The organism is Rhodococcus koreensis (assembly GCF_017068375.1).
GTDB classification, from domain to species: domain Bacteria; phylum Actinomycetota; class Actinomycetes; order Mycobacteriales; family Mycobacteriaceae; genus Rhodococcus_F; species Rhodococcus_F koreensis.
The window spans coordinates 6,010,241-6,024,366 of the sequence record NZ_CP070609.1 but is presented as its reverse complement, the minus strand read 5'-3'; the positions used below and the strand labels follow the sequence as shown (position 1 = coordinate 6,024,366).

8 protein-coding genes and 1 pseudogene are annotated in these 14,126 nt (G+C 67.9%); 2 read left to right on the top strand and 7 right to left on the bottom strand.

Annotation, left to right across the window (positions count from 1 at the left end; translation table 11 throughout):
- Window positions 1–57: 57 nt before the first annotated feature.
- The gene (locus JWS14_RS27650; RefSeq protein WP_206014843.1) at window positions 58–3,237 is read left to right on the top strand and encodes a multicopper oxidase family protein; all 3,180 of its coding nucleotides are present in this window, start codon (window positions 58–60) and stop codon (window positions 3,235–3,237) included.
- A gap of 1 nt (window position 3,238) precedes the next feature.
- Here the strand turns inward: JWS14_RS27650 and JWS14_RS27645 are convergent, their stop codons facing one another.
- From JWS14_RS27645 to JWS14_RS27630, 4 genes are read right to left on the bottom strand one after another with little or no spacing between them, the layout of a single operon-like run.
- Window positions 3,239–3,715: an SRPBCC family protein gene (locus tag JWS14_RS27645; RefSeq protein WP_206014842.1), complete on the bottom strand. Its 477-nt coding sequence runs from the start codon at window positions 3,713–3,715 to the stop codon at window positions 3,239–3,241.
- Between the two features lie 22 nt (window positions 3,716–3,737).
- Window positions 3,738–4,724: an antibiotic biosynthesis monooxygenase gene (locus tag JWS14_RS27640; RefSeq protein WP_206014841.1), complete on the bottom strand. Its 987-nt coding sequence runs from the start codon at window positions 4,722–4,724 to the stop codon at window positions 3,738–3,740.
- A 17-nt stretch (window positions 4,725–4,741) separates the two neighbouring features.
- On the bottom strand, window positions 4,742–7,459 hold the full coding sequence (locus tag JWS14_RS27635; protein WP_072944769.1) for a molybdopterin-dependent oxidoreductase: 2,718 nt from the start codon (window positions 7,457–7,459) through the stop codon (window positions 4,742–4,744).
- Window positions 7,456–8,283, bottom strand: a complete 828-nt coding sequence (locus JWS14_RS27630) for an FAD binding domain-containing protein (RefSeq protein ID WP_206014840.1) — start codon at window positions 8,281–8,283, stop codon at window positions 7,456–7,458. The genes JWS14_RS27635 and JWS14_RS27630 overlap by 4 nt, the downstream gene beginning before the upstream one ends.
- A 179-nt stretch (window positions 8,284–8,462) precedes the next feature.
- Here JWS14_RS27630 and JWS14_RS27625 point away from each other — a divergent pair, with 179 nt between their 5' ends.
- A complete protein-coding gene (locus JWS14_RS27625) occupies window positions 8,463–9,956 on the top strand; it encodes an acetyl-coenzyme A carboxylase carboxyl transferase subunits beta/alpha (RefSeq protein WP_206014839.1) in 1,494 nt (497 codons plus the stop codon).
- On the opposite strand, the gene asnB is transcribed toward JWS14_RS27625, so the two are convergent.
- The 3 genes and pseudogenes from asnB to JWS14_RS27605 form a co-directional block, all read right to left on the bottom strand.
- Complete coding sequence (gene asnB / locus JWS14_RS27620; RefSeq protein ID WP_206014838.1) at window positions 9,953–11,794, bottom strand: asparagine synthase (glutamine-hydrolyzing); 1,842 nt, start codon at window positions 11,792–11,794, stop codon at window positions 9,953–9,955. The two genes, JWS14_RS27625 and asnB, sit on opposite strands and share 4 nt — an antisense overlap.
- A 173-nt stretch (window positions 11,795–11,967) precedes the next feature.
- Window positions 11,968–13,174, bottom strand: a pseudogene (locus JWS14_RS50200) (ISL3 family transposase).
- A gap of 218 nt (window positions 13,175–13,392) precedes the next feature.
- Window positions 13,393–14,067 carry a GOLPH3/VPS74 family protein gene (locus JWS14_RS27605; protein WP_206014837.1) on the bottom strand — a complete coding sequence of 225 codons (675 nt, stop codon included), beginning with the start codon at window positions 14,065–14,067 and terminating at the stop codon, window positions 13,393–13,395.
- Window positions 14,068–14,126 lie beyond the last annotated feature (59 nt).

Sequence of the window (14,126 nt, the reverse complement as noted above, 5' to 3'; positions counted from 1 at the left end):
TAGTCTTCGAATCGTCGATCGATGCTGCTCAGCTGCCGTCGTGGAACGGGGAACACCATGGTCGTCCGTCGCCGGAAGCCGATCGTCGCCCTCGCCGTCGCCGTGGTCGCGTGCGTGACGTTGCTGCTGACGGCATGCACGTCCGACGAGCCGACCACTGCGGGCGGTGGCAACGCCGGCCCCGACGGCACCCCGGTCGCCTACACGGAGCCGGTCAAGCTGTCGAGCGAGAACGGGGTGCTCGAGGTCCGGCTGTCGGCCCATCAGGGCACGGTCGACCTCGACACCGTCTCGGAACCGGTGTCCAACTTCCTGGTCTTCGGGTACGAGGTTCTGCAGGGCACCAGTTCGAACGGCTCGACCACGGGCGACGACGTCTACCCGGCACCGACGTTGCGCGTCGATCCGGGTGAGCGCCTGATCATCCACTACGACAACGATCTCCGGAACCTGACGATCGAGGACTTCTACGACCCCGCGTTCACGCCGGCGGGCGGGGAGGTCCCGATCTATCCGCCGGCCCTCGAGTCCGCGCCGCTGAACCTGCACACCCACGGGTTGCACGTGAGCCCGGACGGCAACGCCGACAACGTGCTGCTCGACATCCCCGCCGGGATGGGCAACGTGTACGACTACGCGGTGCCGAAGGACATGCCGAACGGCATGTACTGGTACCACAGCCACCGTCACACGATGACCGCGCAGCAGACGTACGCGGGGCTCGCGGGACTGCTGGAGATCGGCAGGCCCGACGGCAACCTTCCCCTGGTGACGCAGAACGACGTTCCCATCCGCGACATGGCGCTGCAGTACAACTTCGTCTTCGACCGTAAAGGCAACGGCCACCAGCTGAACGACCCGAACTGGCCTCAGTTCGTGAGCACGCTGAAGCCCCCGGAGGGATCCCAGCTGGCCGACGGCACGTACTCGCCGAGCCTCGCCCCGGTGAACTTCGCCGACACGACGGAGGGGGCCCAGTACGTCACCAACTGGTATGCCGGTCCGCTGTCCCCGGCGAATCACCGCGGTCAGAACCAGTTCGTGCCGGGCAATCTGCAGAGTTTCCGCAGTGATTCGACGAACGTGCCCGCCGATCCCTCGCTACCCGACAACGAGCGCGACGTGCAGTACACGATCAACGGGCAGTTCCAGCCGGAGTTGAAGCTGAAGCCGGGCCAGACGGAGATCTGGGTGCTGGCCAACATCAGCGACTTCGCGTACATGCCGCTGCGGCTCACCGAGACCGCGACGGGCGAGCATCCCCAGTTCTCGATCGTCGGCCAGGACGGCAACCCCTTCACCCAGGTGCAGCGGCCGGTCGGCGGTGACGGAACCCGGCTCGTCATTCCGCCGGGGTCGCGGTACGCGATCGCCGTGACGATGCCGGACACCGGCGATCTGGTGCTCGACATGCCGCCGCTGGACGGCGCGAAACCCGTCACCAATCCCGGCGTGCTCTACACGAACAACGGCACCGGCAACCCGCCGGCCGAACTGGGCACGGTGACCGTCGACCCGTCGGTCATCAGCTACGCCGACGGCTTCTTCACCTTCCCCACCCAGACTCTCGTGCACGTCACCCCCGACAGCGGCGAAGGCCGGACCACACCGTTCGAGCCCGGCCAGAACCTCGACGCCTATACGTCGTTCGTGGACACGTCGGTGATGACACCCGACGTGAAGCGCACGCTCACGGTGTCGGGCGGGTTCGGCAACGAGAAGGCCAGCAACAGCGACCCGAAGGCGTTCACGTACGAGTTCGACGACAACACGTTCCCGAACATCCCGTTGATCCAGCCGCGCCTCAATTCGGTCGAGGAATGGTCGATCACGAACCTCAACAACGACGAGCATCCGATGCACATCCACGTCAACGACTTCCAGGTGATGGAAATCGTCGATCCGATCGCGGGCACCAGGACCGGGGTGCAGCCGTGGGGTGAGGACAACGTCAACGTGCCCGCGCCCGTCACGGACGCGAACGAGAATCCGCTGGTGCCCGCATCGGTGACGCTGCGCACCAAATTCACCGAGTACACCGGCACTTTCGTGATCCACTGCCACCGCCTCAACCACGAGGACAACGGGCTGATGGCCACCGTCAACGTGATCCCCGAGGTGTCGACGTACGCGGTGGCGGTGCCGGGTTCGGCGGGCACCCCCGCCACCGTGCAGGTCCACGACGGCAACGGCGACAAGGTGATCGCCGCGGTCACCCCGTTCCCGGCGTTCGAGGGCACCCCGACGGTGGCGATGGCCGACGTCAACGGCGACATGATCCTCGACCTCGTCGCCGGGACCGGTGCGGGCGTGGCACCGGAGGTCGTCGCGTACGACGGCAACGATGTGGGCTCCGGCCCGTTCACCGCCGAGCTGACCAGGTTCGCCCCGTTCGACGCCGGCTTCCGCGGGGGCGTGAACGTCGCGGGTGCGGACATCGACGGAAACGCGCTGGCCGACAACATCATCGTCGGCACCGGGCCCGGCACCGAGACGCAGGTGAAGGTGTTCTCGTCCACCCTGCCCACGGACGAGGGCGCGGCACCCGAGACCTTCTCGACGTTCACCCCCTACCCCGGTTCGCAGTCCGGGGTGACCGTCGCGACGGGCCTGGTCGACACCGCCTCGGGCCGGGCGAGCATCGTCACCGCCCCGGGGCCGGGTGAAGCGCCTCGCGTGAAGACGTTCCGGTACGACCTGTTCGAGCCCACCGCCGCTGCGCAGGCCGACGGCACCGCGGACGAGCACGCCGGCCACACCGGCGGACCGAGGGCGACGTCGGAGTTCCTGGCCTTCGACGAGAACTACCTTGGCGGTGTCTCCCTCTCGACGGGGTGGGTGGCCGGCGCCGAGGGCGGAGCCAAGAGCATCGTCACCGGCATGCTGGGCGGCGACGGCACCGTCCGGGTGTGGTCGAGTGGGTCACGCCTCGACGGTGAGCCGGGCATGTATCTCGAGAGCCCGGACCACCACTCCGGCGACGTCGTGTTCACCCAGATCGCGTCGTTCGCACCGTTCGCCGGCGGCACTCCGGGCACGGGCGTGCGGGTCGCCACGACCAGCACCACCACGGGTGCCGACCTGCTCGTCAGCGGCGCCGGGCCGGGCGGGGCCGAGGTGCGCAAGTTCGGGCTGGGACGCCCCGACCCGCAGGCCACGACGCTGGTACCACTCCCGTTGGGCGCCCTGCCCGCGCTGCCCGCAGCGCCTGGGTCCGTGCCGCTGGGCGGTCGGTAGATCAGGCTTCTCGGCCGGCCCGCTTCTCGGCGGCGTCGGCGATGTCGTCGAGATCCTGCCGGATCATCTTGGTGGTGGCCTTCAGCGCGAAGGAGCCGAACACCTTCATCAGGAATCGCGAAAAGGCACCCATACCGGTTGCTTCCGCCGAGAAGTGAAACGTCAGGGTGGTGCCGTCGCCGGCAGGCGTCAGGGTGAACACCGTCGTGTAGTCGGCGCCGCGGGACGACGCCTTCACCACGGTGCGCTTCTCCGGGTCGATCTCCGTGACCCACATCTCCTCGGACGACGACTTGCCGAACAGCACCCGGGTCTCACGCCACCGCGTGCCGACCTCGTATTTCGTCGAGTCCAGCCGCTCGAGCTTCTCCACCCCGCTCAGAACCGACTCCGCGTTGTCCAGGTCGGTGAGGACATTCCAGACCGCGCTCGCGGGCGCGTCGATCGTTCGGCTCACTCGGATTTCCGAGGCTGACATGTGGCACCCGTTTCTCTCGGTGTCAGGGCAGGGTCCAGAACTGGGTGGTCACCAGATAGAAGACGACGACCCAGAACACCATAGCCCCGGCGACGACGGCGAGCCCTCGACGGTTCGTCCTTGCTTCGGGAACACCCGGGGCCGGCCGCAGCCAGTGCCCCAGTATCCGGTTCACGTAGTACGGCATCGTCACGAAGCTCATGATGAAGCTGGACAGCAGGTTTCCGACGAGCAGGCCGAGCCACAGCGGCATCTTCAGCGGCGACAGCGCGAGGGTGAGGATCACGACGGTCGGATAGAGGCCGACCCACACCGCGATCGAGGTCTTGGTCTCGGACGGCGGCGGCGCCTCGTGGCCGTTCTCGTCGAACGCGAACCAGCTGCCGAACGAGTTGTCGATGGTGCGCAATTCGAAGTCGTGGAACTTCTCCCCCTCCGCGAGCAGCTCCTGACGTGTCGCCGAGGTGAGCCACGTGTCGAGGTCGGCCGCGTTGTCGTAGCGGTACAGCGCGGTCCACTCGTCCTGGACACCTTCGACGGGGCGGAACAGTTCGCTCCCGCGGAATCCGTCGAACCTGCTCTCCTCCAGGCGCAGTCGGTCCTGCCACGCGAGGAAGTCGTCGACGTGTTCGGGGCGGACACGGTGCGTCACGACGACCGTCACGAGCGGATCCGCTTCCCGCACGCCGCCACCGGTGATGACCTGCTGGGTGGCGGGGCCGTCGAAGTACGGCTGCCCCGCGTCCAGCCGCTCCTGCCGGGTGGCGCTGTTGATCCACGCCTGCACGTGGGCGACGGAATCGAAGCGGTAGACCACCACCCAGTCGGGTTGCACGGCGGTGGGTGCGGAGATCTCGGCGCCCAGAAAACCGGGGTAGCGGGACGCGGCCGCGTTCATGTCCCGCTGCCAGGCCTCGAAGGCCTCCTCGGAACCGGCACGCACCTTCTGGCCGATGATGACCGTCGCGGCGTTGCCGGCGACTTTCTCGGTGGGCTTCTCGGTGTCCATCGCCCTCTCCTCACGGCTCAGGTCGTCGGAACCGATCGGTTCTCGCCGATACGGCTGTAGATGCGCTCGGGGGTGAGCGGCAACTCGCGGAAGCGCACGCCCGTCGCGTCTTCCAGCGCGTTGGCCAGTGCAGGCGCCACCGGGTTGATGCAGCACTCCGCCATTCCCTTCGCGCGCATCGGCCCGACGGAGTCCGAAGAATCGACCAGCAGCACTTCGGTCCGGGGGACGTCGGCGAAGGTGGGGATGCGGTAGTTGCGCAGGTTGGGGTTGGTCATCACACCGTTGTCGTCGACGTGGAAGTTCTCGGTCAACACGAATCCGATGCCCTGGGCGACGCCGCCCTCGATCTGGCCGCGCACTTGCACCGGGTTGATGATGACCCCGGCGTCCGTGGCCTGGACGCTGTCGAGGATGCGGATCTCGCCCGTCACCCGATGGACGGCGATGCGGAAACCGTGGGCGTTGGAGACGACGCTGCGCGGCGACCCGTACGCCTTGCGCGCCTCCGTGAACCGGATGCCGCGGGGGCGGGCGGCGTCGAGGAGTTCGGTCAACGGCACGCGTGTGCCGTCGCAGAGCACCCCGTCGTCGTCCATCGAGCAGGACGCGACATCGACCCCGGTGTGCGCGGCGGCGAACGCCAGGATGCGGGTGCGCAGCGCCTCCGACGCCTGCGACACGGCGTTACCCGCGACGAAGAGCCCCGCACTGGCGAATGCCCCCGTGTCGAAACCCGTGCGGTCGGTGTCGGACTGCACGAGACGCACCCGCGACGGCGTGGTGCCGAGCTGGGTGGCCGCGATCTGCACGTGTGCCGTCGACGTCCCCTCACCGAATTCGACGGTGCCGACGGCGAGTTCGTACACGCCGTCCTCGCCGAGCGTCGCCCACGCCTCGGAGATGTGCTCGGTCGGGGGCGCGGTCTCGTGAAGGCCACACGCGGTGCCCACGCCGACGAGCCAATCCTCGCCCAGCACCTGCCCGTTCCCGGTCCGTCCCAATGCGGCGTCCACGAGGTCGATGCACTGCCCGAGCCCGTCCTCCCCGAACACGACGTCGTCGGGCCCGTCCTCGATCGCCACGAGTGAGTCGCCGGGACGGACGATGTTGCGGCGCCGCAACTCGACGGCGTCGATGCCGAGCGCGACCGCCAACTCGGTGATGGCGGACTCGACCGCGAACGCGGGCTGCGTCATGCCGTACCCGCGCAGCGCCCCGCTGGGCACGGTGTTCGTGTAGACGGAGTACGCGTCGAACTTCTTGTTGAGGCACCGGTACGTCGAGATCGCTGCCCCGGCGGCGAACAACGTCTCGCCCCCGTGGTTGCCGTACGCGCCCGTGTTCGACACGTTGCGCACCTGGAACGCCGTGAGCGTGCCGTCGGATCGGGCGCCGAGCTTGACCGTCAGCTTCATCGGGTGCCGCGGCGACGCCGTCGTGAACTCTTCTTCCCGGGTGAACTCGAGGGAGACCGGCCGGCCCGTGTCGAGGGTGGCGAGCGCAACCAGATCCTCCGTGATCACCTCCTGCTTGCCGCCGAACGCGCCACCGACCCGCTCGCAGAACACCCGCAGCTGGTCGGGACGCAGGTCGAACAGGTGAGCCAGCTTGACCTTCGCGATCGACGGCGACTGCGAACTCGTGCGCACGTGCAGGCGGCCGTCCTCCATCCAGGCGATCGACCCGTGCGTCTCGAGATGCGCGTGCTGCACACGCGGCGTGAAGTACGTGCCCTCGTGGATCACGTCGGCCTCGGCGAACCCGGCCTCGATGTCCCCCACCTCACCGTGCAGCTCGAGCAGAATGTTGCGCACGGGGTCCTGGACGAACGGGTCGTCCGAACCGTGCAACTGCGGTGCGCCGTCGGCCATCGCCTCCTCCGGGTCGAACACCGCGGGCAGCACGTCGTACTCGACGACCACTCTGCGGCAGCCCTCCTCCGCGGCGCCGACCGTGTCCGCCACCACCGCGACCACACGCTGTCCGACGAAGCGGACCGTGTCGTCGAGGATGTACGTGTCGTCGGGGTCGACGAGGTGATCGGTGTGGATCGCGGTCGTGTACAGCTTCCGGGGCACGTCCTCCCACGTGTACACGCGGTGCACTCCGGGGACGGCGAGCGCCGCCGCCGTGTCGATCGAGACGATGCGGGCATGGGCGTGCGGGGAATGCAGCACCTTCATGTGCAGCAGGCCCTCGATGTCGGTGTCCATCGTGAATCGGGCGCGGCCCGTGACGACGTCGGTGGCCGCGGGCGCCCCGACGCTGGTGCCGACGGCCCGGCCCGGTTCGGCGACCTCGATCGCGGCGACACCGTTCACCGCGTCCTCGATCGCGCGGTAGCCGGTGCAGCGGCACAGATTGCCCTTCAGTGCGCGGGGCAGGTCGGCTTTCTGCGCGTCGGTGAACGTCGCCGAGGTCATGATCATCCCCGCGGTGCAGAATCCGCACTGGAACCCGGGGGCGTCCCGGAACTGCCGCTGCAACGGATGCAGGTCGTCCGGTGAACCGAGGCCCTCGATGGTGGTCACCTCGCGTCCCTCGGCCCGGAACGCGGGTGTGATGCAACTGTGCACCGGATCGCCGTCGAGCCACACCGTGCACGCTCCGCAATCGCCTGCGTCGCAACCCTTCTTGACGCCGTGATGACCGAGCGAACGCACGAACGTCCGCAGGCACTGTCCGGGATTCGGCTCCTCGTCGAACGTCCTGCCGTTGACGGTGTACGTCATCGCCGACCTCCTGCCGCGAGTTCGGTCCGGATCTCCTCGGCGTAATGCTTCGCGAGGTGACGACGATGGTCGGGGGTGCCGTTGGGGTCGTCGAACCACACGTCCTCGGGCAAAGCGTCGATGCTCTGCTGCAGCGTCTCGGCGCCGGGCACGGCGTCGAACGCGAACCGGATCGGACGCGTGGTGCCCGCCGTGATCGTGAGCAGCAGGTCGTCGGCATCGGGCGACCGGGTGCCGATCATGAACAGTGTCGACCGGCCCAGGTGTGTCAGCGTGAAGCGGCGGTGCGCGTGACGCTTGCGCAGGGCGCCGGCCGGGATGTCGATGCGCCGCAGGATCTCACCCGGCGAGAGAATGTTCTCGTGGTTGCCCGTGACGAAGTCGGCGGCGTCCACGGTGCGCTCGGACCCGTCGGCCGCCCACAGGGTGTACGTCGCCTCGAGTGCGACGGCCATCGTGATCATCGGGCCCGCGGGCAGCGACATGCAGATGTTGCCGCCCACCGTCGCCGAATTCCAGACCTTGAACGACGCCAGGAACGCCTCACAACTCGTTGCGAACAGCGAGCCGGCGAGCCAGTCGCCCGGCGGCGCAAAGGCATACAGTTCACGCACCGTGCACGTCGCCCCGATCTCCAGACCCGCATCGCCCGGCACCAGCGAATCCCAGCCGAGCGCCGTCAGATCGACGAGCCTGCTCAGGCCGGGTTGTGGCTCCGAGAACAACCACGTTCCCCCGGCCAGCCACGCGTCGCCGTCCCGCCACTGCGCACCCGGCCGGTCGGGTGGGCGCCGCACGACATCGGTGATGGTGTTGAGGTCCATATGACTGCTCCACTCGGGGAATGTGTCGTCGTTCTCGTACCCGGCCTGCGTCAACTCACCTGACTCTAGACACCGCGACAGCCGTACCGGCGTTTTTTGCCTTGTTCCACCCGCGCTTGCGACCGTCACCCGTCGTAGCAGACATCTACCGCCCCGGCCCGACCGTTACTCTCAGGTCCATGGCCGCCAAGATCTCCGCCCACGACGTGCTCGAGTTGGTACTGGACGCAGGCAGCTTCGTCTCCTGGGACACCACGCCCGTCGACGCGCGGCCGAACGAGAAGTACCAGGCAGACCTGCAGAAGGCCGCCGAGAAGTCGGGCGTCGACGAATCGGTGATCACCGGCGTCGGCACCGTCCGCGGTCGGCCGGTCGCCGTCATCGCCTGCGAGTTCGCGTTCCTGGCCGGTTCGATCGGCGTGGCCGCCGCCGAGCGGATCGTCTCCGCCATCGAACGCGCCACCCGCGAGGGCCTCCCCCTGCTCGCCTCCCCGACGTCGGGCGGCACTCGCATGCAGGAGGGCACCGTCGCCTTCGTGCAGATGGTGAAGATCGCGGCGGCCGTCGCCACCCACAAGGCCGCCCACCTCCCCTATCTGGTGTATCTGCGGAACCCGACCACCGGCGGCGTGTTCGCGTCCTGGGGTTCCCTCGGGCACATCACGGTGGCCGAACCCGGTGCGCTCGTCGGGTTCCTCGGGCCCCGCGTCTACGAGGCGCTGTACGGCGAGAAGTTCCCCGAAGGCGTGCAGACGTCCGAGAACCTGTACCGCAACGGCGTCATCGACGGCGTCGTCCCCGCCACACGCCTGCGCCGGCTCGTTCATCGGGCGTTGCGGGTGCTGATCGATTCGCCGACGCCGGCCGCCGCCACCGAACCGGTGCCGGACGTCGACATCCCCGACGTTCCCGCCTGGCAGTCGGTGATGCTGTCGCGGCGCGCCGACCGGCCCGGCATCCGCCACCTGCTACGGCACGCGGCCACCGAGCAGGTGCCCCTCAGCGGCACCGGTCAGGGCGAGACCGAGGGGACGGTGCTGTTGTCGCTGGCCCGTTTTCGCGGCGCGCCGTGCGTGCTGCTGGGCCAGGATCGCGCCGGCCAGTCGGCGCTGAACACGATGGGGCCCGCCGCCCTCCGCGAGGCGCGCCGCGGCATGCGGTTGGCCGAGGAGTTGCAGATCCCCCTCGTCCTGGTGATCGACACCCTCGGTGCGGCGCTGTCGCAGGAGGCGGAGGAGCGTGGGCTGGCCCCCGAGATCGCGCGCTGCATCTCCGACCTCGTGACGTTGAAGACTCCGACCGTGTCCGTTCTGCTCGGTCAGGGCACGGGCGGCGGGGCGCTGGCCTTCCTCCCGGCCGACCGTGTGCTCGCCGCGCAGAACGGGTGGCTGGCCCCGCTGCCGCCCGAAGGTGCCAGCGCCATCGTGCACCGCGATACCACCCACGCACCCGAGATGGCCGCCGCCCAGGGCATCCGTTCCCTCGACCTGCTGCGGGACGGCGTCATCGACGCCATCATTCCCGAGCATCCGGACGCCGCTGACGAGGCCGTCGACTTCTCCAAGCGGGTCGGCGAGGCCATCTCCCGGGAACTCCGCGCCCTGACCGGGGTTCCGGAGAGCGAACGCTTCGCGGCCCGGCTCGCCCGCTACCGGAACCTCGGCCTCGGCTAGGACAGTTTGATGGTCGGCTTGTACATGTCCATCCACAGTGCGAGGTCGAGGGTGCGCTCGAGTCCGCGACGCGACACCTGAGTGATCTGCGGGGTGTCGACGGACACCGCCCGCGACAGCCAGTCAGCGCTGACCAGCCCGAACACCGGGTGCGAGGGGTCGCCGAGCAGATCTTTGCCGTGCTGCTGCAACGCCACCGCGTACTTCGGGTCCTGGGTGGACGGGTACGGCGACTTCACCCGGTCGATCACCGACTGCGGCAGCACATCCCTGGTCGCGGCCCGCAGCAACGACTTCTCCTTGCCGTCGAACGTCTTCAGCGACCACGGCGTGTTGTACACGTACTCGACCAGCCGGTGATCGCAGAACGGCACCCGCACCTCGAGTCCGACGGCCATGCTCGCGCGGTCCTTGCGGTCGAGGAGGACCCGGACGAACCGTGTCAGATGCAGGTAGCAGATCTTGCGCATCCGCCATTCGAAGTCGGATTCGCCGTCCAGCCGGTCGATCCCGGATATCGCCGCGTCGTACGAATCCTGCACGTAGTCGTCGATGTGCAGCCCCGCCGTCACGTCCGGGGTGAAGATGTTGCTCTCGTCGCCGAAGTGCTCGGCGAACTGCACGAGCCACGGGAAGGTGTTCGCCTGTTGCGCCTTCGGGTCGAAGAACTGCTTGTAGCCGCCGAACACCTCGTCGGCCGACTCACCGGACAGCGCCACGGTGGAGTGCTGACGGATCGCCTTGAACAGCAGATACAGCGACGCGTCCATGTCGCCGAGGCCCATGGGAATGTCGCGTGCCCGGATGACCTTCGCGCGCACCGCGGGATCGGCGAGGTCGTCGGAGTCCAGGACGATGTCCTGGTGCGCGGTCCCGGACCTGCGGGCCACGTCGTGCACGTACGGAGTGTCCGGGGTGCCCCGCAGTTCGTCTGCGACGAAATGTTCGGTCTGCCCGACGAAGTCGACGGCGAACGTGCGGACCGTCTCCCCCACCTCGGCGAGTTGCCCGGCGGCGATGCCCGTCATCGCCGAGGAGTCGAGACCACCGGACAGCAGAGTGCAGCGAGGCACGTCGGCGACCAGTTGCCTGCGCACGATGTCGTCGAGAAGTTCGCGGACGTGCGCGACGGACGTGTCCCGATCGTCCGTGTGCGGGCGGGTCTGCAGGGTCCAGTACCGGTGCGTCCGCAGTCCGGCACGCGAGACGGTGACCGCCGTGCCGGGCTCCACCTCACGCATGCCCTCCCACACGGCGTGGCACGGCGTCTTCACGAACGCGAACAGCTCACGGATCCCGTCCATTGTGACGGTCGACTCGGCGATCGGATTGGCAAGGATCGCTTTGGGTTCCGAACCGAACAGCACACCGTCGGGGGTCTCGTAGTAGTAGAACGGCTTGATACCCATGCGGTCGCGGATCATCACCAGGGTATCGGTCCGCGAATCCCACACGGCGAACGCGTACATGCCGTTGAGCCGCTCCGCGACGGCCTCTCCCCACTCCAGATATCCGTGGAGCACCACCTCGGTGTCGGAGTCCGTGGCGAACCGGTGACCGCGCCCGTACAGTTCCTCGCGCAGTTCACCGAAGTTGTACACCTCCCCGGAGTAGACCATCGCCACGGTCCCGCCGGGGGTGTCCACACTCATCGGCTGATGACCGCCCGGCAGGTCGATGATCGCGAGCCGTCGATGCCCGAGCGCCGCATGTTCGGCGACCCACGTACCGCGATCGTCCGGCCCCCGGCAGTTCATCGTCTCGGCCATGGCATCCACGGTGGACTGTTCGACGCGTAGATCACGGTCGAACGAGATCCATCCGGTGATTCCGCACATTTGTTCCTCCGGCTGTCGCTGGCGCTCTTCCTTCGGCGCATGGTCAGTTGCGAGGCGGCGAACCGAGTCCGAACCGTAGCAATCGCATTGACAGTTTTTTACTCTTGCTAACCACCTATAGTCCACGGTAACCCTTTTCGGCGCACAGGCGGTGAGCCCGCAATCACCGCCGGTCAGAACGGTGCGGGCTCGTCGGTCGCGTGCCATCGGCGGCGCTCGGCCCGGATCCGTGCGGCATCGTTCTGCGCACGGGTGCGACGGCGGGTGGCGGGGTCAACGATGCGATCACGCCCGCGTGCGCCCAGGATTCCGGCGGACCTCGGACGGTATCGGTGACCGGTGGGCGCGACCAACTCGATCCCGCCGTCGGCGTTCACCTGCCAGTGACCGGAATGTTTGAGCCGGTGATGATTTCGGCAGTAGGCGGTGAGGTTCCCCGCCGCCGTCAGCCCTCCGGCGGCGGGATCGGAATGGTCGAACGGCCGATGATGATCGAGGTCCGTGTTCCAGGCGGCCACATCGCAGTGCAGCCATTCGCATCCGCCGGCCAGCACCCGCATCCACGTGTCGAGCACGGTGCCGGGACGGTACGTGGTCGGGGTTTCAGAGTTCGGAACCCGCACCGGTTCGACGTCCGCGTCGGCGGCGATGTCGCGTGCGTGCGCCGCGTCGACGACATGAAAGGGGTCCATACACTGACGAGCCCGCGGGACATGATCCTCTGCGGCGGCACGGAAGGCGGGAGAGCCGTCCATCGACACCACCTGCACCTTGTCGCGCTCCTTCGCCGACTGTTGCTCGAAGAACTCCGAAAACGAGTCTCGGCCTCGGCCCTCGGTGATGTAGACGACCTTGCCGGTGTCGTGATCGCCGACGATGGTGAGGTACTTGTGCGGATGCCGGTAGCAGATTTCGTCGACTCCGATTCGATACAAATTCTCGAGCCTGCGCGAGTCGATCAACGCATCGACTGCCCGCGTGACGATGGAGGTGACCGTCCGCCATGCACAGCGCATCAAGGTCGACACCGAGGTCCGATCGGTGCGGGTGACCAACCACAGCACCATGTCCTCGAAGTCGCGTGTATGCCGTGCTGTCGGGCGCGCCCACGGAAATGTCCTCGGTCCGGACGCCGCAGGTCGGGCACTCGATCCGTCGGATCGGATACTTCAACCACACCTTGTGGCGGCCGAAGTCGAGATGGCGCCAGCGCCGCGGCGCGTGGTCGTAGGCAGCGGCGCTCGTGTAGCCGCATGGGCACTTCACACGGCGTGCTGCGAGCCTGACGGTGACCTCGACGGAGTCGTCTGTGATCGACACATCCGACACCGATGCACCGGGGATTTGAAGCAGACGGTTAAATGCAGTACTGACGCGCACGTGCAGCGGTCCTCCGGGTTGAGGTTGGTGTAGGAACCCCGAAATCTAGAGACCCAACACGTGCGCGTCCCTCATTTCACCGGCAACTCGCCGAACACTGCGTCCAACAACCCACCCTGAACAGTAGAAATGACGCCCACACAAACCTCAGGAGCGCCACATGTGTTCTACACTAGCGAAAACCCTTGCGCTCCAAAATACCCCGACGGAACCCGCCCCTAGCCACTCCCTGCCACGATGACGGGGACGGTGGCGGCGACGATGATGGCGGCATTGAGGGCGTCGACGGATGCGCGCACGGCCTTGCCTGCCCAGTCGCCTTCGGCGATGTCCTTCGCCCGCTTCTTCACAGCGCGACGGTCGGCGTCCGGGAACAGCTTCGGGGCGGCGTCGACGGCGGAGAGGAGCGAGACCAGAGCGGCGGTGCGCGGAGTGGGCGTGACCCCGTCGAGGAGCGCGGCGCTCAGTTCGTTCCGCACCGCACGTTCGTGGCTGCCGTCGACCTCGGGCCACCGCGTGGCGGGGAAGATGCCGAGCACCTTGCTCTTCTCCTCGCGGACCCATCCCGCGGCGACGATGCGCCCGGCGAGTTCTTCGCGCAGATTCTTGGTGAGCTTCTCGATCGCTGCTTCCGGTTTCAGCGGCTTCGACCTACCGATGAGATCGACTGCCCGCGCGAGCAGCGGATCCTGCGGCCACGCGCCGACCCGGACGACGAGGCGACCCTTCTTCACGTCCTCACCGGGTTCGGCGGGCGTGACGACGTCGCCGAGGGCCAGTTCCAGGAGAACGGCGCCTGCGAGGACGCGCGGCAACCTCGTCCCGTCGACGACGGGCTTGCCCGAAGCGTCGTCGAGCAGCAGCAACAGCAGGTCTTCGGCGAGCAGCGTCATGCTTCCACGATAGGGGGACGGCGACGCGAAGTCCGGTGTCCGTTCAGCCGCCCCGGGGA